The 19376-nt window shown below is 71.7% G+C and carries 15 protein-coding genes, 1 tRNA gene and 1 other RNA gene; 12 read left to right on the forward strand and 5 right to left on the reverse strand.

Annotated elements, in window-relative coordinates; genetic code table 11:
- Positions 1-10: 10 nt before the first annotated feature.
- Genes KZC50_RS08915 through KZC50_RS08935 form a run of 5 tightly spaced genes read left to right on the forward strand, consistent with a single transcriptional unit; the run spans position 11 to position 3027 of the window.
- The gene (locus KZC50_RS08915) at positions 11-1552 is read left to right on the forward strand and encodes a monovalent cation/H+ antiporter subunit D family protein (RefSeq protein ID WP_375294591.1); all 1542 of its coding nucleotides are present in this window, start codon (positions 11-13) and stop codon (positions 1550-1552) included.
- Entirely contained in the window at positions 1549-1923 is a 375-nt protein-coding gene (locus KZC50_RS08920) for a Na+/H+ antiporter subunit E (protein WP_310891413.1), read from the forward strand. Before KZC50_RS08915 ends, KZC50_RS08920 begins: the two co-directional genes overlap by 4 nt.
- Positions 1920-2177, forward strand: a complete 258-nt coding sequence (locus KZC50_RS08925; protein WP_310891414.1) for an MrpF/PhaF family protein — start codon at positions 1920-1922, stop codon at positions 2175-2177. Before KZC50_RS08920 ends, KZC50_RS08925 begins: the two co-directional genes overlap by 4 nt.
- The gene (locus KZC50_RS08930; protein WP_310891415.1) at positions 2174-2533 is read left to right on the forward strand and encodes a cation:proton antiporter; all 360 of its coding nucleotides are present in this window, start codon (positions 2174-2176) and stop codon (positions 2531-2533) included. The genes KZC50_RS08925 and KZC50_RS08930 overlap by 4 nt, the downstream gene beginning before the upstream one ends.
- Complete coding sequence (locus KZC50_RS08935) at positions 2530-3027, forward strand: DUF6611 family protein (protein WP_310891416.1); 498 nt, start codon at positions 2530-2532, stop codon at positions 3025-3027. Before KZC50_RS08930 ends, KZC50_RS08935 begins: the two co-directional genes overlap by 4 nt.
- A 309-nt stretch (positions 3028-3336) precedes the next feature.
- Here the strand turns inward: KZC50_RS08935 and KZC50_RS08940 are convergent.
- The 4 genes from KZC50_RS08940 to KZC50_RS08955 form a co-directional block, all read right to left on the reverse strand.
- A tRNA-Ser gene (locus tag KZC50_RS08940) sits at positions 3337-3424 on the reverse strand.
- 26 nt (positions 3425-3450) lie between these two features.
- A complete protein-coding gene (locus KZC50_RS08945) occupies positions 3451-5763 on the reverse strand; it encodes a transglutaminase TgpA family protein (RefSeq protein ID WP_310891417.1) in 2313 nt (770 codons plus the stop codon).
- Entirely contained in the window at positions 5750-7039 is a 1290-nt protein-coding gene (locus tag KZC50_RS08950; protein ID WP_310891418.1) for a DUF58 domain-containing protein, read from the reverse strand. Before KZC50_RS08950 ends, KZC50_RS08945 begins: the two co-directional genes overlap by 14 nt.
- Positions 7039-8037, reverse strand: a complete 999-nt coding sequence (locus tag KZC50_RS08955; protein ID WP_375294592.1) for an AAA family ATPase — start codon at positions 8035-8037, stop codon at positions 7039-7041. Before KZC50_RS08955 ends, KZC50_RS08950 begins: the two co-directional genes overlap by 1 nt.
- A gap of 179 nt (positions 8038-8216) precedes the next feature.
- Here KZC50_RS08955 and ffs point away from each other — a divergent pair.
- The 7 genes from ffs (at position 8217) to recR (ending at position 17872) form a co-directional block, all read left to right on the forward strand.
- Positions 8217-8313: signal recognition particle sRNA small type (ffs, locus tag KZC50_RS08960), an RNA gene on the forward strand.
- Between the two features lie 51 nt (positions 8314-8364).
- Positions 8365-10524 carry a phosphate acetyltransferase gene (pta, locus tag KZC50_RS08965; RefSeq protein WP_236967584.1) on the forward strand — a complete coding sequence of 720 codons (2160 nt, stop codon included), beginning with the start codon at positions 8365-8367 and terminating at the stop codon, positions 10522-10524.
- Positions 10521-11747 carry an acetate/propionate family kinase gene (locus KZC50_RS08970; RefSeq protein WP_310891419.1) on the forward strand — a complete coding sequence of 409 codons (1227 nt, stop codon included), beginning with the start codon at positions 10521-10523 and terminating at the stop codon, positions 11745-11747. The genes pta and KZC50_RS08970 overlap by 4 nt, the downstream gene beginning before the upstream one ends.
- A gap of 102 nt (positions 11748-11849) precedes the next feature.
- Positions 11850-12581, forward strand: coding sequence for an HAD family hydrolase (locus tag KZC50_RS08975; protein WP_310891420.1), 732 nt, complete (start codon positions 11850-11852; stop codon positions 12579-12581).
- Positions 12578-15091, forward strand: a complete 2514-nt coding sequence (locus KZC50_RS08980) for a glycoside hydrolase family 65 protein (protein ID WP_310891421.1) — start codon at positions 12578-12580, stop codon at positions 15089-15091. Before KZC50_RS08975 ends, KZC50_RS08980 begins: the two co-directional genes overlap by 4 nt.
- Positions 15092-15131: 40 nt before the next feature.
- Positions 15132-17276 carry a DNA polymerase III subunit gamma and tau gene (locus KZC50_RS08985; RefSeq protein ID WP_310891422.1) on the forward strand — a complete coding sequence of 715 codons (2145 nt, stop codon included), beginning with the start codon at positions 15132-15134 and terminating at the stop codon, positions 17274-17276.
- Positions 17277-17278: 2 nt separating this feature from the next.
- The gene (gene recR, locus KZC50_RS08990) at positions 17279-17872 is read left to right on the forward strand and encodes a recombination mediator RecR (protein WP_053547861.1); all 594 of its coding nucleotides are present in this window, start codon (positions 17279-17281) and stop codon (positions 17870-17872) included.
- Here recR and KZC50_RS08995 read toward each other — a convergent pair.
- Positions 17869-19281, reverse strand: coding sequence for a threonine/serine exporter family protein (locus tag KZC50_RS08995; protein WP_310891423.1), 1413 nt, complete (start codon positions 19279-19281; stop codon positions 17869-17871). The genes recR and KZC50_RS08995 overlap by 4 nt on opposite strands.
- Between the last annotated feature and the right edge of the window lie 95 nt (positions 19282-19376).

A 19376-nucleotide genomic window follows, 5' to 3' on the forward strand; every position in this document is an offset into this window, starting at 1 on the left:
GGGCCTGCCGATGATCTTCGCCGGCATCCTCGCGGTCACCCCGACCCGCCGCCACATCCACGTCATCGTGATGATGGCCGTCATCGCCGCATCGACGGCGGGCGGCATCCTGCTGATCCTCGACTTCCTCGACGGCGGCGCGATCGCCCACGGCGTCGGGGGATGGGTCGCGGGAATCGCGATCCCCTTCGCCGCGGACATGTTCACCGCCCTGATGCTCGCCGTCACCGGCATCCTCACGCTGACGTGCGCATGGTTCGCCGTGGCCTCCGGCCGGGCGCAGTCGCGCTTCTTCGCGCCGATGCTGCTGGTGCTGCTCGCCGGCGTCAACGGCGCGCTGCTGACGGCGGACCTGTTCAACCTCTTCGTCTTCATCGAGGTCATGCTCCTGCCCTCGTACGGACTGTTCCTCCTCGCCGCCCCCGACCGTGCGCCGATCCGTCGGATCGCGGGCGTGCGCCTGTACGTGACGCTCAACCTGCTCACCTCCACGGTGTTCCTCGTCGGCGTCGGGTTCCTCTACGGCACCGCCGGAACGGTGAACATCGCCGAGCTGTCGGGGCTGGCCGCATCCGATGAGACCGTCGCGATCGCCACGGCCGTGTGTCTGTTCGCGCTCGGGATCAAGGCCGCCGTGGTGCCGGTGCACGGCTGGCTCGCCCGGGCCTACCCGACGACCTCGCCCGCGATCACGGCCCTCTTCTCCGGGCTCCACACCAAGATCGCGATCTTCGCGATCTACCGGATCTACGCCGTCGTCTTCGACGGAGACCCGCGCTTCCTCTGGATCGGGATCGCCGTGTTCACCGTGACCATGATCGTCGGCGCGCTCGGAGCGGCGGGGGAGAACAGCAGCCGGTCGATGCTGGCGTTCAACATGGTCAGCGGGATCGGCTACATCCTCCTCGGCGTCGCGCTGTTCACCCCGCTCGGACTCGTCGCGGGCATCTTCTACCTCATCCACCACATGATCGTGAAGGCGTCGCTGTTCCTCTCGACCGGCGCCGTGGAGGTCCGGTACGGCACCGACAAGCTCGGTGCCTTCCGCGGGGTGGCCAAGACCGAACCGCTCATCGCCGCGGCCTTCTTCGTCGCGGCACTGTCGCTCGCCGGGCTTCCCCCCTTCTCGGGCTTCGTCGCGAAGCTCTCGCTGATCCTCGCGGCGCAGGACGCCGGTGAGATCGTGGCGGTCGTCGTCATGATCCTCGTGAGCCTGGTGACCCTGCTGGCGATGCTCCGGATCTGGTCGGGGATGTTCTGGGGATCGCGGTCCTCGGAGGCCGCGTCGTCGCTCGATGCGGAGTCGGCGGATGAGGAGTCGGCGGATGCGGCATCCGTCGCCGGCTCCGGAACGGGGACCGCCGGGGCGACCGACACGCTCACGCGCACCCGCCCCCGCATCGGCGCATCGCTCGCCGCTCCGGCGATCGTGCTCGCGGTGATCACGCTCGGTCTCGGCCTCGGGGCGGAACTGCTCCTCGGACTCGCGCAGATCGCCGCGGACGGCTTGCTCGACACCTCCGCATACGTCGAGGCGGTGCTCGGATCATGACGCAGCTCACCGGTTGGCTCACGTGGCCCTTCCGTCTGATCGGATTCGTGGCATGGTTCGCGACGGAGGTGATCGTCGCGAACTTCTCCGTCCTCCGCGACAACCTCACCCCCGGGCAGAACTCGACGCCCGGGATCGCGCGGGTTCCCACGCGATGCGAGACGGATGCGGAGATCACCGCGCTGGCGGCGCTGGTGACCCTCACCCCGGGCACCCTCACCCTCGGCACGACGATCGAGTCCCGCACGCACGCGCGGGTGCTCTTCGTGCACGGGATGTACTCCGACGGGCCGGATGCGCTCCGCGCGGAGGTCGCTCGGATCGAGGACCGTCTGCTCCCCGCCCTGCGCCGAAAGGGGGACGCCCGATGATCGGCCTCGACATCGCCATCGGCATCCTGGCCCTGTCCATGCTCGTGACGACCTACCGCATGCTGACCGGACCCGACGACGCCGACCGCGTCGTCGCCGCCGACCTGCTCCTGTTCGGCGCGGTCGGGCTCATCGCGGTCATCGGGGTGCGGGTCGCCGCGACCTTCGCGTTCGACATTGTGCTCGTGGCGACGGTGGTCAGCTTCCTCGCCGCCCTGTCGCTTGCCCGGGCGCTGACGAGGGGGAAGCGATGAGTGACATCTTCGCCATTCTCGGAAACGTCTTCGTGGTCCTCGGTGCGCTCGTGTTCGCCACGGCCGCGCTCGGGGTGATCCGCTTCCCGGACGCGTTCACGCGCGTCTCCGCAGTGGGCACCGCCGGAGGACTCGGCATCGCCCTGGTGCTGGGCGGGGCCTTCCTCGTGCAGCCGACGGTGCCCGACCTCGTGAAGGTCGTCCTCGCGATCGCCATGCAGCTCACCACGTCCGCGGTGGGGAGCATCGCCATCGCGCGGGCGGCGTACCTCTCGCGTTCGCCTCGCAGGCGGCTCGGCTACGACGAGCTCACGCCGGACGAGGACGCGACCGACGGGAGCGGCGAGCGGACATGATCGCGGTGCGGGAGGCCGCGCGACAAGCCCGTGCACTTCTGGTGGGACGACACCGCTGGGGCTACGCCACCTCGCGCTTTTCCCGCTACGGCACGCACACGGTGGCGGTGCACATCTACCCGCCGGAGACCCCGCCGCTCGTGCGAGGGTTCCTGCACGTGGCCCGGCATTGGATTCCGTTCGGGCTGGTGGCGGCGGCACTGACGGGCCTCGTCACGGCATCCGTGGTGCCGATGTCCTGGCCCGAGGTGTTCGCGATCAAGCTGGTCGCCGTCGTGGTGGCCGCCGTGACGCTGCAGGCGATCACCGCCGACGTGCGGGCGCGGACCAAGACGCTGTCGGGCACGCGTCGGCCGCGCGACGTCGACCCCGATCCGCGATACACCGCCACCCTGGAGTGCTGGGTGCGCCTGCGCGAGGGGGAGGAGCGGCTCGACATCGGCGCGATCTCACCACGTCAGTTCGCCGCCCGCTGGGCCGCCGAGTACGCCTGACTCCGCCGCGCTTCGACCCCGCGCCCCGGGCCGTGCCTAACTCCTCAGATTTGGGCGTCGGCGGCGCCCCGGGGGCCCCGGGACCGCTCCCGCACGGCGTTTCTGAGGAGTTCGGCCCGCGCGCCCGGGGGCCCGGCCCGGTGTCCCGGCGTCCGAGGTGCGGGTGCCGGGCCGTGCCGAACTCCTCAGATTCGGGCGTCGGCGGCGCCCCGGGGGCCCCGGGACCGCTCCCGCACGGCGTTTCTGAGGAGTTCGGCCCGCGCAGCGCGCACTGAGTGGTGCGAGCGGGCGCGGGCGATGCGAGGAAAATGGCGGAGGATAGGGGATTCGAACCCCTGAGGGCTTGCACCCAACACGCTTTCCAAGCGTGCGCCATAGGCCACTAGGCGAATCCTCCAGGGCCCCGGAGGGCCGTCGTCCATCCTACCGTGCCGCGAGGGGGTCCTTCGACCGCGCGGTGGCGTAGGCGCTTCCCGGGCGCACCACGAGCGAGCGCGGCACGAGCGCGGCGAGCACCCGCCGCGCCGGTGAGGCCGCCGCCCGCACCGCACGCCGGACGTCCTCCGCCGCCGCCAGGGCCACCTCTCCCGATCCGGGATCGAGCGACCCGGGCGGTGCGTAGCTGGCCCCCTCCATCTCGGTGGCGAGCGTCGCCGCGGCTCCCCCCGGTGCGCCGTGCCGATCGCTCAGACGCGTGGCGAACGCCCGCGGACTCTCACTCGGCGGGATGCCGATGCCGACGTCGATCGCGGCATCCTGCACCATCGCCCAGGCGGCCGACACGTCTCCGCCCTCGGCGCGGGCGCGCTGACGGTCGAGCCGCATGCGGTGCACGAGCGCCGGAAGGACGAGGATGCCGAGCACCAGCAGGACGGCGCCGATCGTGGGAAGCGGATTCTGCCCGTCCGCTCCGCCGACGGTGCCGGGAGAGAGCGCGTCGGACTCGGCCGGGTCGTCGACGTCGACCGGGGCGCCCGGCGTCGCCTCGGGGGCCTGCGGGTCGGTCTCGGCCTGGTTCTCCGTGACGGATCCGGGGATGCCGGTACCCGAGGAGAAGCCCGTGGGGACGCCGAGGCTCGCGGTCGGCTCGAAGGGGATCCAGCCGATCCCCTCGAAGTGGACCTCGGGCCATGCGTGCAGCTGGTTGCTCGTGACGGAGTACACCGTCTGCGCGTCGATGACGTCGCCGTTCGCCGTGCCCGGGAGGTAGCCGATGACGATGCGGCTCGGCATGTCCATCGTCCGCGCCATGAGGGCGAATGCCGAGGCGAAGTGCACGCAGTAGCCCTCGCGCTGCTCGAGGAACTCCGCGACCGCCTCGGCCCCGCTGCCGTCGAATCCCTCCTCCACGGGCGCATCGAGGGAGTACGCGAAGTCGCCGCTGCGGAACCAGCGCTGCAAAGCGATGAGGCGGTCGTAGTCGGTGGCGGCCTCGGCGGTGACCTCCTGCGCGAGCGTCGTGATGATCTCCGGGATGTCGGCGGGCAGGGCGCGGAGGTCGTCGTCCTCCGTGCCGGCCGAGGGGAGTGCCCGCACCTGCTCGAGGGTGGGGCGCGGCACGTCGGCGCGCACCGTGTACTCCTGCCCCTGCGACCCTCCGGACTGCGCGATGACGGTGCGGTTCGCGGGCGCGGCACCCCAGTCGCCGTCGAGGCCGTCGACGCCGACCGCGGGCCAGGGCACCGGCAGCCAGATCGAGTTCAGGTTCACGACGTCCACGGTGGTCGCCGTGGAGGCGAGCGTGATGTCCTCGGCCACGGACACCGCGCCGAGCGCCCCCTCCTCCTCCAGCGGAACGGTCCGCACACGGTCCGGCTCCCATTCGTCGCCTTCGAAGGTGGAGAGCGTCGTGGCGCGGAGGTAGGGCGGGATCGAGGCGTCGCTGCGCACCTGCAGGACCTCGACGTCGGCAGGTCGGCGGAGGTCGTCCCCCAGGGCGAGGGTCGCGTCGATGCCGGGCCCGAACCCGCTCCCGGTGGCGACGGCCGCCCTCGGCTGGGGGAGGAGCGGGGTCACCGCCACGGCGACGACGAGCCCGATCGCGGCGATGCCGAGCGCGGTGGCGGGGACCCCCGCACGCCGCTCGGAGGCGCGGACGAGGGGCAGCTCGCGGGCGCGGGTCTCGGCCCGGAGGAGGAACAGGATCATCGCGGCGAGCACGACGAACGCCGTGACGTCGATGCGGCCCGGGACGGCGATGGCCGGGATGAGCGAGACCGCGACGATCCCGATCGAGGCGAGGAGCGGCATCCGTGCGGTCAGCACGACGTGATCGGTGATGAGGGCGAGCAGCCCCATCGCGCCGACGATCACGAACGAGAGGGCGAATGTGGCGTTCAGCGGCGCGGAGCCGCGGACGATCTCGTCCATCGCCGCGGGGATGACGAGCGCGGCCGCATCGACGGTCGCGGGCGTCGGGATCACCCACAGCAGTGCGGTGTCGCCGAGGAAGACACCCGTCAGGAACAGCACCCACACCACCGCCCCGACGAGGCTGGCCCACGCGGGGGCGATCCCGGTGCGACGCACGAGGACACCCGCGCCGAGGATGCCGGTGGCGAGCGTCGCGGCGCCGAGGAACCACGCCCCCATCTCCACGACGCGGAGAACGGGGATGAGCGCCGCGATGAGCGTGCCGAGCGCGGCGAGGCCCAGCGTGATCAGGCCCGGGCGTCGCCCCCGTCTCTCCGCGACCCGTTCGCTCCGCGCCTCCGACGCCGTCTCAGCGCGCGACATGCCGCGCCCCTCTCCGCGCGGCGTCCGCCCAGGCCGCGGCGACGTCGCCGTCCCGCCCGAGGACACCGACACGCCAGCCGGCGAATGCCGCGTGCTCGACCGCGTCGCCCAGGGGATCGGTGCACAGCAACAGGGGCAGAGCGCTGTGCGGGGCGAGCGGCGCGAGCGCGGCGGCGTCGCCGGTGTCGAAGCGCCCCGTGACGACCACCACCGGCCCCGTCGAGGCGTTCGCGAACTGCCGGGTCAGTGCGGCGAGCCCGGTGTCGCGGTGCGCGGTGATCAGGGCGAGGCGCGTGCGCAGCTCCTCCACCTCGGCGGTGTCGCCGCTCTCGATCCGCTCGGCGAGGATGCCGCCCTCCTCGTCGACGACCTCGACGGCGTACCCGTCGCGCACCAGGCGCGCGGTGGCCGAGATGCAGGCCGACACCGCGGCGTCGAACGCGGCATCCTCTCCGGAGAGGTCCTGCGCCTCGACGCTCCACCGCAGCGCACCGCGGTCGAGGACCACCGAGGCTTCCGGCGTCGACTCGCTCTCCTCCTGACGCACCATGAGCTGATCGCGGTGGGCGGTCGCGCGCCAGTGGATGCGCCGCATCGAGTCGCCCGGCGCGTAGGGCCGCGCGACGAGGTTGTCCGCCCCCTGGCCGAGACGATCGGTGGTGGCGTGCAGGGTGCCGCCGGACTCGCCCGGGGCGTCGGTGAGGCCGGTGAGGTCCACGATCGCGGGCGCGACGGTGACGGCGGTGCGTGAGGGGAAGCGCACCCGTCGCCGGACGAGTCCGAACGGATCGGTCAGGGTCACCGCGAGCGGTCCGAGCTCGTGGACGCCACGCCGGCTCCCCGTGACGGTGTAGACGAAGTCGATCGCCCGCTCGTCCGGTGTGCCGCCCCGCAGGCCCGACGCGAACGCGGGGAGGATGCCGGCCGCCGTCCCGTCGAGCCCGTCGCCGAGGTCGTCTCGCCACGTTCCGGGCGGGACGGGCAGGACGCTCCGCAGCCCCACGCGCACGCGCACGCGGCTCGGACGCCCGACGGTGACGGTCTCGGGGTCGATGACCCGCCGCGCGGGCTCGGTGCGTCGCACGAGGAGGAGGGAGAAGAAGCCCAGCGCCGGCATCGCGGCGAGGAGGATTCCGAAGTAGAGCAGTTCGACGATGCCCGACTCGTGCGCGAGCACGACGGAGACGCCGGCGAGGACGACCGCGCCGGTTCCGCGGACGGTCAACGGCCACGCGCCGCGTGCGCGGGCCGGGACGGATGCCGCGGGAAGCGTCATCAGACGCGGGCGGCGATCGGCACGCGCACGCTCGCCGCGATCCGGTCGAGGATGGCCGCCACCGCATCGGCGGCGCCCGTGCCGCGTGCCCCTCCCGCCGCTCGGGTGGGGAGGAGCCGGTGGGCGAAGACGGGACCGAGGAGCGCGGTGATGTCGTCCGGGATCACGAAGTCGCGCCCGTCGAGGGCCGCCCACACCTTCGCGGCGCGGACGAGCTGGAGGGTCGCCCGCGGGCTCGCGCCCAGGCGCAGATCGCCGTGGGTGCGCGTGGCCTGCGCCAGGGCGACGGCGTAGTCCTCGAGCGCCGGGGCGACGTGCACGGCGCGGGCCGCGGCGATGAGGTCCTCCACCTGTCGGGAGGTCACCACCGGACTCAGGGCATCGAGCGGATTGGTCGTCTCGCGCTGGCGGAGCATGAGCGCCTCCGCTCGGGCATCCGGATATCCCATCGAGATGCGCATCATGAACCGGTCGCGCTGGGCCTCGGGAAGGGCGTAGGTGCCTTCCATCTCGAGGGGGTTCTGCGTCGCGACGACGAGGAAGGGGGAGGGGAGGCGGTGGGTGCGTCCGTCGACGGTCACCTGCTGCTCCTCCATGGCCTCGAGGAGAGCCGACTGCGTCTTGGGCGAGGAGCGGTTGATCTCGTCGGCGATGACGATGTTGGCGAAGATCGCGCCCGACTTGAACTCGAACTCCCGCTCGACCGGATTGAACACGCTCACACCGGTGACGTCGCCGGGGAGGAGATCGGGGGTGAACTGGATGCGTCGGACGCTCGCGTCCACGGAGGCGCCGAGCGCCCGGGCGAGCATCGTCTTGCCGACGCCGGGGACGTCTTCGATCAGGAGGTGCCCCTCGGCGAGGAGGCACACCAGGGCGCTGCGGATCGCTTCGGGCTTGCCGTCGATGACCGAGCCGATGGAGGCCAGGACGGCGGAGGTGAGGGCGGCGAAGTCGGTGGGACCCTCTCCGCGGCGCCGCGTGGGAGCGGGGGCGATGTCGGTCACGGAGGGCCTCCTAGCGCGCCGTTCGGGCGGCGGATCGGGCGGACGCGGGCGTCCTCACCCACTCCTCGATGGTAACAACCGGATCACGGTGCGGGGCCTGGGAGATGCCTGCATCGACTGCCGGGCTTCGACGCGCGTTCGGCGCGACGGCGTGAGCGGGGTAGACTGTCCGAAGCTCTCCGCGAGGCGGCATCCAGGCCAACTCCCCCAGGACGGAAACGTAGCAAGGGTAACCAGGCTCTGCCGGGTTCGCGGAGAGTCTTACTTTTCCCGGCCTTCTCAGGAACCGCTCCCCGTCCGCCGCATAGGCTGGAGGACGTGGCGCAGAGCATCTACATCACGTCCGCAGAAGGTCATTCCGGCAAGTCCACGGTCGCCCTCGGCGTCCTCGACGCCCTGAGCCGCGCGACCTCCCGTGTCGGGGTCTTCCGCGCGATCGCGCGATCGACTCGCGAGCGCGACTACGTGCTGGAGATGCTGCTCGATCACGACGGGGTCGACCTCCCGTACGAGGAGTGCGTCGGGGTGACCTACGACGACGTGCGCGAGGACCCGGATGCCGCGCTCTCGACGATAGTGGAGCGGTACAAGGCCGTGGAGGCCCAGTGCGACGCCGTCGTCATCGTCGGCAGCGACTACACCGACGTCGGCAGCCCCGCGGAGCTGGCGTACAACGCCCGGATCGCCGCGAACCTCGGCGCTCCCGTCCTCCTCGTCCTCGGCGGACGGGCGGCGCAGGGGCAGGCCGAGCAGCTCGGCGCGACGCTCCCGCGCACGCCGGCGGAGATGGGGCAGATCGCCGATCTCGCCCTCGCCGAGCTCGTCCACGGCCGCGCGCAGCTGTTCGCGGTGATCGCCAACCGCGTCGAGGAGGACGAACGGGACGAGGTCATCGCCGCCGTCCGCCGCTCGCTCACGTCCGAACGGAGCCTGGATGCCGCGAACGTGCCGGTCTGGGCGATCCCCGAGGACCGCTTCCTCGTCGCGCCGTCGATGCGCGGCATCCTGCGCGCCGTCGACGGCGAGCTGATCGCGGGGGATCCGGAGCTGCTCACCCGCGAGGCCCTCGGAGTCGTCGTGGCGGCGATGTCGATGGTCAACGTGCTGCCGCGCCTCCTCGAGGGTGCGGTGGTGGTGATCCCCGCCGACCGGTCGGAGGTGCTGTTGGCCGCGCTCCTGGCGAACGCCTCCGGCACCTTCCCGTCGATCTCGGGCATCGTCCTCAACGGCGGGTTCGATCTGCCCGAGCCCGTCCGCCGTCTCATCGACGGCCTCGGCTCGAACGTCCCGATCATCTCGACCGAGCTCGGCACCTACGACACGGCCGTGCGCGTCATGAACACGCGCGGGCGCCTCGCCGCCGACTCCCAGCGGCGCTACGACACGGCGCTGTCGCTGTTCGAGACGAGCGTGGACACGGAGGAGCTGCTGCGCGCCTTCGGCATGGCGCGGGCGACCGTCGTGACGCCCCTCATGTTCGAGTTCCAGCTGATCGACCGCGCCCGCGCGTCGCGCAAGCGCATCGTCCTCCCCGAGGGAGACGACGACCGGGTGCTGCGCGCCGCCGCGACGGTGCTCAAGCGCGGCATCGCCGACCTGGTGATCCTCGGCGAGCCCTTCGAGGTGCGCGCGCGGGCCATCGAGCTCGGCATCGACATCCAGGACGCCGAGGTGCTCTCGCCGTTCGACGCGGTACACGTCAGCCGCTTCGCCGAGGAGTACGCGCGCCTGCGCGCCCACAAGGGCGTCACCGCCGCACAGGCCGCCGACACGGTCACGGACGTGTCCTACTTCGGCACGATGATGGTGCACACCGGGCTCGCGGACGGCATGGTGTCGGGGGCCGCCCACACGACCGCACACACGATCCGGCCGGCCTTCGAGATCATCAAGACCAAGCCGGGGGTCTCGGTGGTCTCCAGCGTCTTCCTCATGGCGCTCGCCGACCGCGTCCTCGTCTACGGCGACTGCGCGGTCATCCCCGACCCGACGGCCCCGCAGCTCGCCGACATCGCGGTGTCCTCCGCCGCGACCGCGGCGCAGTTCGGCATCGAGCCGCGGGTGGCGATGCTCTCCTACTCGACGGGGGAGTCCGGGTCCGGAGCCGACGTGGAGAAGGTCCGCGAGGCGACCGCGCTGGTGCGCGAGCGTGCGCCCGAGCTCCTGGTCGAAGGTCCGATCCAATACGACGCGGCGGCCGATGCGGCCGTCGCCGCGGCGAAGATGCCCGGCTCGCAGGTCGCGGGACGGGCGACGGTGTTCGTCTTCCCCGACCTCAACACCGGCAACAACACCTACAAGGCGGTGCAGCGCTCGGCGGGGGCGGTGGCGATCGGCCCGGTCCTGCAGGGGCTCAACAAGCCGATCAACGACCTCTCGCGGGGAGCGCTGGTCGAGGACATCGTCAACACCATCGCCATCACCGCGATCCAGGCCCAGGCCCAGGACGCCGACACCGAACAGGGAGAAGCACGATGAGCGTGGTCCTCGTCGTCAACAGCGGTTCGTCGTCGTTCAAGTACCAGCTCCTGGATGCGGATGCCGAGCGCGTGCTCGCCGCGGGACTGGTCGAACGCATCGGCGCCGACGTCGGCCAGGCGCGGCACACCGTCTACGCCGCGCGCACCGACGGCCCCGCCACGACGATGCGGAGCGCCACCTCCACCCGTGAGCTGCCGATCCCCGATCACACCGCGGGCTTCCAGGTGATGCTCGACGCGTTCGCCGCGGACGGCCCGTCACTGGCCGAGAACCCGCCGGTCGCGGTGGGCCACCGCGTCGTCCACGGCGGCGCGCGCTTCTTCGCGCCCACCCTCGTCACCGCGCAGGTCCGCGCCGACATCGAGGATCTCGCGGTGCTCGCGCCGTTGCACAACCCGGCCAACCTCGCGGGCATCGTCGCCGCTCAGAGCGCCTTCGTCGACGTTCCGCACGTGGCCGTGTTCGACACCGCGTTCCACCAGACGCTGTCCCCGGCGGCCTACACCTACGCCATCGACCGGGACCTCGCCGCGAAGCACCGCATCCGTCGGTACGGATTCCACGGGACCTCGCACAAGTTCGTCTCGGAGGAGGCCGCGCGCTACCTCGGTCGGCCCCTCGCAGACCTCCGCCAGATCGTCTTCCACCTCGGCAACGGCGCTTCGGTGACCGCGATCGACGGGGGACGCTCCGTGGAGACCTCGATGGGCTTCACCCCCCTCGAGGGTCTCGTGATGGGCACGCGCTCGGGCGATCTCGACCCGGCGGTGCTGTTCCAGCTCGCCCGGCGCGAGGGGATGTCGGTGGACGACCTGGACGACCTCCTGAACAAGCGCAGCGGCATGCTGGGCCTCGCCGGCGCATCCGACCAGCGCGACATCAAGGACGCCATGGAGCGGGGTGACGAGGCGGCGATCCTCGCCTTCGAGGTGTACGTCCACCGCCTCCGCGCCTACGCCGGGGCGTACCTCGCCCAGCTGGGCGGCGCCGACGTGATCTCCTTCACCGCCGGCGTCGGCGAGAACGCGCCGCTCGTGCGGGCGCGGGCACTCGAGACGCTCGGCTTCGCGGGCGTCGAGATCGACCCGGAGCGCAACACCGCACCCGCGCGCGGCATCCGTCGTATCTCCACGGATGCCTCACGGGTTGCCGTCCTCGTCGTCCCCACCGACGAGGAGCTCGAGATCGCCCGCCAGACCCTGTCGGTCGCGCGCGCCTGAGAACTCCCGCTGTCGCCCCGACAGCGTGGGCATTACGCTGAATCGTCGGCCTGATGAGGCGCCGCTCGCTGTTGTCCCGTCCCCTCGCCCGAAGGTGTCGCCGTGCCCCCCCACGACCTGCCCGATCTGTTCTCCTACGATGCCGTCCTGTTCGACCTGGACGGCGTGCTGACCCCCACCGCCGAGGTGCACATGCACGCCTGGCAGACGATGTTCGAAGAGCTCTTCGCGGCGTGGGACATCACCCCCGCCTACACCGAGCGGGACTACTTCGACCACCTCGACGGCAAGAAGCGCTACGACGGCGTCGCCGCGCTCCTCCGCTCGCGCGACATCGAAGTGCCGTGGGGTGACCCGTCAGACCCGCCGAGCAGCGACACCGTCTGCGGCATCGGCAACCGCAAGAACGCCGTGTTCGAGCGCGTGTTGCGCGCCGACGGCATCGCGCCCTACCCCGGGTCCCTCCGTCTTCTGGATCGACTCGTCGAGAAGCGGATGCCGGTGGCCGTGGTCTCCAGCTCGAAGAATGCCGAGGAGGTGCTGGCTGCGGCCGGCATCCGCGATCGGTTCGAGGTGGTGATGGACGGCGTCATCGCCGAGCGCGACCACCTGGCGTCCAAGCCCGCACCGGACGTCTTCGTCGTGGCCGCCCGGATGCTGGGCGTCGATCCCGCGCGGAGCGTCGCCGTGGAGGATGCCATCAGCGGCGTCCGCTCGGCCGCCGCCGGCGGGTTCGCGCTCGTGGTGGGTGTGGACCGCGGGGTGGGCGCGGACGACCTGCGCGCGACCGGTGCGCACGTCGTGGTGACCGACCTCGAGGAGTTCGTCGCATGATCGACCGCGATCGTTTCCCCGTCGACCCGTGGCGGCTGGTCGAGACCTCCTTCCGCCTCGATGACGTCGGAGTCACCGAGACCCTCTTCGCTCTCGGCAACGGCTACCTCGGCATGCGGGGCAACCACCCCGAGGGACGCTTCGCGCAGGAGCACGGGACGTTCATCAACGGGTTTCACGAGACCTTCCCCATCCGTCACGCCGAGCAGGCGTACGGCTTCGCCGAGGTCGGCCAGACGATCATCAACGCCCCCGACGCCAAGGTGCTGCGGGTGTACGTCGACGACGAGCCGCTCTCGCTGGATGTGGCCGACGTGCGTGAGTACGAGCGCGTCCTCGACATGCGCACCGGCATCCTGACGCGTCGCATCCGGTGGATGACGCCCTCCGGCAAGGACGTCCTGATCGATTTCGAACGTCTCATCTCGTTCGACGAGAAGCACCTCGCCCTCATGAGCGTGGAGGTCACCGTCCTCAACGCCGATGCGCCGGTGACCGTCAGCAGCCAGCTCATCAACCGTCAGGACGGCGAGGACGTGTACGGAGGCACTCCGTCGGCGCCGAAGAAGGCCGGGTTCGATCCGCGGAAGGCTGAGCGCATCAGCGAACGCGTCCTGCAGCCGCAGGAGTACTGGCAGGACGGCGACCGCTCCGCGCTGGCGTACGAGGCGACCGAGTCGGGCATGTCGATCTCCGTCGTCGCCGATCACGTCGTGGAGACCGAGAACGAGGTCGAGGCGCGCCGGCTCATCGAACCGGACATCGCCAAGAACGTCTTCCGGGTCGACGCGAAGGCCGGAGTCCCCACGCGGGTCACCAAACTCGTGGCGTACCACACCTCCCGCGGCGTGCCGGCGCGCGAGCTCGTCGACCGGGGGCGCCGCACCATCGACCGGGCGCTGCGGGTCGGGATCGACGTCATCGTCGCCGAGCAGCGCGCCTGGATGGCGGCGTTCTGGGAGCGATCCGACGTGCGCATCGGCGGTCACGACGACCTGCAGCAGGCCACGCGCTGGTGCCTGTTCCAGCTCGCGCAGGCCTCCGCACGGGCGGACGGACAGGGCGTGCCCGCCAAGGGGATGACCGGGTCCGGGTACTCGGGGCACTACTTCTGGGACACCGAGATCTACGTCCTCCCGTTCCTGGCGTACACGACGCCGCAGTGGGCGCGGAACGCGCTCCGGATGCGTTACCTGATGCTCCCGGCGGCACGCAAGCGCGCGTACCAGCTGAACGAGGCGGGAGCCCTCTTCCCGTGGCGGACCATCAACGGCGAGGAGGCCTCCGCCTACTACGCCGCCGGCACCGCGCAGTACCACATCAACGCCGACGTCAGCTTCGCCCTGGCGAAGTACGTGCGCGCGACCGGCGATGAGGAGTTCCTGCACCGCGAGGGCGTGGACATCGCGGTGGAGACCGCGCGGCTGTGGACGACGCTCGGCTTCTGGCGCCGCGACGACACGGGCGAGGAGAGCTTCCACATCCACGGCGTCACCGGTCCCGACGAGTACACGACGGTCGTCAACGACAACCTGTTCACGAACGTCATGGCGCGCTTCAACCTCCGTTTCGCCGCGCGCACGGTGCGCGAGATGGCCGAGCGCGACGGGGAGGTCTACCGCGTGATGGTCGAGCGTCTCGGGCTCGAACCGGGGGAGGAGGACGACTGGGAACGCGCGGCCGAGGCCATGCACATCCCCTTCAGCCCGGCCCTCGGCATCCATCCGCAGGACCATGTGTTCCTCGAGCGCGAGATCTGGGATCTGGAGAACACCCCACCCGAGAAGCGACCGCTCCTGCTGCACTTCCACCCGCTCGTGATCTACCGCTACCAGGTCCTCAAGCAGGCCGACGTGGTGCTCGCGCTGTTCCTCCAGGGCAACCACTTCTCGCCCGAGGACAAGCTCGCCGACTTCGAGTACTACGATCCGCTGACCACGGGCGACTCGACGCTGTCGGCGGTGGTGCAGTCGATCCTCGCCGCCGAGGTCGGCTATCAGGACCTCGCGCTGGAGTACTTCCGTCAGTCGATCTTCGTCGACCTCGCCGACCTCCACCACAACGCCGCGGACGGGGTGCACGTCGCCTCGGCGGGCGGCGTGTGGACGGCTCTCGTGTCCGGGTTCGGCGGCATGCGCGATCACTTCGGCGAGCTGTCCTTCGATCCGCGTCTGCCCGCCGATTGGCCTGAACTCGCCTTCACCCTGCACTGGCACGGGACGCGGCTGGAGGTCACCGTCACGCGCGACGCGCTGCGCCTGCGCGCCGGCGACGGCGACCCGCTCGGGTTCACCGTGCGCGGCGTCGGCTACGTCATCGGCCCGAACGACGAGGTCGTGGTGCCGCTGGCGGACCAGGGGCCGGTCATCCCGGGGCGGCCGTCGTTGAAGGAGCTGGCCGACGCGCGGCGCGAGGACGGCAGCATCCTCTCGGCGTCCGTTCCCACGGTGACCACCACCATCCCGGTCGTCGATGCGGCGGGTGAGGTCGCCGTCGGGCTGGACACGTGACCCCGGTGGCGATGTCGCAGGCACGCCGTAGGCTGTGGGGGTGACCACCGCCCTCTACCGTCGCTACCGCCCCGAAGCGTTCGGCGAGATGATCGGGCAGTCCCAGGTGACCGATCCGCTCATGACCGCGCTGCGCGGCGATCGCGTCGGGCACGCGTATCTCTTCTCGGGTCCGCGCGGGTGCGGCAAGACCACGTCGGCGCGGATCCTCGCACGCTGCCTGAACTGCGCCGAAGGACCGACCGACACCCCGTGCGGCCGATGCGACAGCTGTGTGGAGCTCGGTCGCGGCGGCGGCGGGTCCCTCGACGTCGTCGAGATCGACGCGGCCTCCCACAACGGTGTCGACGACGCGCGCGACCTGCGCGAGCGCGCGGTGTTCGCACCCGCCCGCGACCGGTTCAAGATCTTCATCCTCGACGAGGCGCACATGGTGACCCCGCAGGGGTTCAACGCGCTGCTGAAGCTGGTCGAAGAGCCGCCCGATCACGTGAAGTTCATCTTCGCCACGACCGAGCCCGAGAAGGTCATCGGCACGATCCGCTCCCGGACGCACCATTACCCGTTCCGGCTCGTCCCGCCGGCGGCGATGCTCGCCTACGTCGAAGAGCTCTGCACCCAAGAGGGTGTGCGGGTCGACCCGGGAGTGCTCCCGCTGGTCGTTCGCGCCGGCGGCGGGTCGCCGCGCGACACCCTCTCGCTTCTGGACCAGCTGATCGCGGGGTCCGATGCCGAGCATGTCGCCTACGCGCGGGCGGTGGCCCTCCTCGGCTACACCCACGCGGAACTCCTCGACGAGGTGGTCGACGCGTTCGCGGTGCAGGACGCCGCCGCGGCGTTCGCCGCGATCGACCGCGTCGTCCAGACCGGCCAGGACCCGCGGCGCTTCGTCGACGACCTCCTCGAGCGACTGCGCGACCTCATCGTGGTCTCCGCCACAGGCGACGGCGCCGCGGCGGTGCTGCGCGGAGTGTCCGAAGACGACCTGGCCCGCATGACGAAGCAGGCGGGGTCCTTCGGGACGGCCCGCCTCTCGGCGGTCGCCGACCTCGTGATCGCGACGCTCGACGACATGACCGGTGCCACCTCGCCGCGCCTGCAGCTCGAGCTCATGGTCGCCCGCGTCCTCGCCCGCGGCGGCGGGGCCGTCGCACCCGCGGGGACCGCGGCCGCGGTGCCGGCATCCGCGCCCGCCGCACCGCGGGCCGAGGCCCCGCGCCCGCCGGGCGCCTCCGCCCCCGTTCCCCCGGCGGTCGAGGCGGTCTCCGCGTCGCCGTCGGCATCGCCCGCGTCGGCACCGGCGGTCGCGCCGTCCGCCGCGGTCACGGGCCCTGCGCCCGAGCCGGAGCCGGCTCCGCCCGCAGGGCCCGTGACCGTGGAGCGCGTCCGTGCGGCGTGGCCCGACATCCTCGGTCGTCTCGAGAAGATCAGCCGTTCGTCCTGGCTGCTCGCCGCGGGTGCGACCGTGCTGGCGTACGCGGATGAGGTGCTCAGCCTGTCGTTCACCAGCGCGGGCGATGTGGCGAAGTTCAAACAGCTGCAGGCGGGCAAGGGCCCGAGCGAAGACCTCCGCCAGGCCATCCTCGCCGTCCTCGGTGTCCGGGTGAAGTACCTCGCCCGCCACGACGCCGCGGTCTCCGACGCGCCGCAGCACGGACCGGACGGAACGACCGCGCCCACCGGCGGCCCGGACGCCCGACGCGATGCGGACCGCCCGGCGCGCGGGGGAGGGGCCCGGGCGAACACGACGCCCGCACCGGCATCCGCCGCGCCGGTGACCGATTGGGCGGTGGCGCCGATCCCCTCCGACGACGACGCTCCGCCGCCCGACCCGGGGCCGAGCGCCTCGATCCCGCCGGCGCAGTTCCCCGTCGACGAGGAGCCCGAAGACATCGCTGCGACCCGCGCTCCGGCCCGCGTGGCCACCCTCGCCCCCGCGGGGGAGGTGCCCGCGGACACCGACCCGGTGGTCGCCGAGACCGCCCGCGAGGAAGAGGACGACCTCGACGCGCCCGCCGACGTCGACGTGCCCCCGGTGGTCGTTCCGCCCGCCCCGACCGTGACCCACCGGGCCGCGCCGCGCTCCGACGGTGTAGAGCGGTACGGAGAAGCCGTGGTCCGCCAGGTGCTCGGCGCGACGTTCGTGCGCGAAGAGCCCTACGAGCCGCCGACGAGGTTCAGCTGATCATGTACGAGGGCATCGTCCAGGACCTCATCGACGAATTCGGCCGGCTTCCCGGGATCGGGCCGAAGTCGGCGCAGCGCATTGCCTTCCACATCCTCCAGACGCCGCAGTTCGACGTCTCCCATCTCGCGCAGCTCCTCGTGGACGTACGCGAACGCGTGCGCTTCTGCGACATCTGCGGCAACGTCTCGGAGCAGCCGCGCTGCGCGATCTGCCGCGATCCGCGGCGCAATCAGACCCTCATCTGCGTGGTCGAGGACGCCAAGGACGTCGCGGCGATCGAGCGCACGCGCGAGTTCCGCGGGCTGTACCACGTCCTCGGCGGAGCGATCAGCCCGATCGCGGGCATCGGCCCCGACGATCTGCGCATCGCCCCCCTGATGCAGCGCCTCGCCGACGGGACCGTGCAGGAAGTGATCCTCGCGACCAACCCCAACCTGGAGGGGGAGGCGACGGCGACCTATCTGTCGCGGCTGCTGCACACGCTGGAGATCCGGGTGACCCGGCTGGCCTCCGGTCTCCCCGTCGGCGGCGACCTCGAGTACGCCGACGAGGTCACGCTCGGGCGGGCCTTCGAGGGCCGCCGCTCGGTCTAGTCCGGCTTCCGCCACCGACGCACGTGCGCGCGCGCCCGGGCGACGCTCGACAGCGATTCCCGGACGGGCTGGCCGATGTAGATGCCGAGCGACGCGCCCACGGCCAGGCTGATGCCGACGGTCGCGGCGACAGCGAGGGTGCTGAACCCCTGGAGCAGCAGCTCGGCGGAGCCGCCCGACTCGACGATGCTGAGCAGGCCCCGGAAGACCGCCGCTCCCGGGACCATGGGGAGGATGGCGGCCGTGGTGATGGCGACCGACGGAACGTGGAGGCGGTACGCGAGCACGATGCCGACGAAGCTCCCCACGAACGCGCCGATCCCGCTCGCCGCGGCGACGTCGAGGCCCGTCGACGAGGCGACCAGATAGCCGAGCCAGGCCACGAGGCTCAGGAGGGCGCTGACGACGATGATGCGGGCCCCGGCGCCGTTGTAGACCGCCACGGCCACGGCGATCAGTGCCGCCCCGAAGAACTGCAGGGGGATCGGGCCGAACGGCAGCACGTCATCGGGCGGGTCGACCCCGAGTCCGAGTACGCGGGCGGTCTCGAGGCCCGCGAGGATGCCGACCACGACGCCGAGGGTCTGGATCGTGAGCTCCAGGATCCGACCGGTGGCGGTGAGTGCGAAGCCGTCGATCGCGTCCTGAGCCGCGCCCACCACGGTGAGGCCGGCGAGCATGAGCACCACGCCCGAGGCGACGATCACCGACGGACGCACGCCCTGGGCCGCATCCCACCCGGTCATCTCGAGCAGCGGGGACAGCGCTGCCACGAGGGTGAGCACGAACGCCCCCGCGATCTGACTGAAGAAGAAGGGCACGCTGGCCTTGGTGAGGAGGTGCTGCGTGAGAGCCGCGAGCGCCGCTGCGAAGAACGCCAGGGCGATGGCGAGCCATGAGACGCCGAACATCACCGCCACCCCGACCGCCAGCAGTGCCTGGGCGCCGATGACGATGAGAGGGCGGTAGGCGAACGGTGCGCGGCGGATGTCTCGGAACCGCGCGACGGCGGTATCGAGGTCGAGCCCCGACCGCACCTCGGTGACCAGCGCCTGGAGGCGCTGCAGCTTCTCGTGGTCAGGGACGGCGCCGCGCACGACCCGCAGGATCGTGATGGGGCGGGGGGCGCCGCTGCGGTGGTACGCCGCCGTGATCGAGTTGTAGGTGACGTCCACGTGCACCGGATCGAGTCCGTACGTCCTCCCGACGCGCACGATCGTGAGGGTGACGTCGCTGGCCGTGGCCCCGGTGACCAGCATCGTCTCGCCGATGCGCACCGCGAGGTCGAGGATCCGCACTGCGAGCGCGTCGTCGATGACCGGGATGGTCTCGGTGAGATCGGAGGCCGATCCCGTCGACCGCACGAGGTTTCCGAGTGAGGGCAGCACCCTCCGCCGACGTCGTTCCATCGCCTCCACACTTCCTGAGGCCGACCACGCCCGGCGGGCCTCCTCGATCGTAGTCATGGACGCGGACGGGAACCGGCGGGCCGCCGTCACATGCC

The organism is Microbacterium aurantiacum (genome assembly GCF_031625015.1).
Classification (GTDB): Bacteria; Actinomycetota; Actinomycetes; order Actinomycetales; family Microbacteriaceae; genus Microbacterium; species Microbacterium aurantiacum.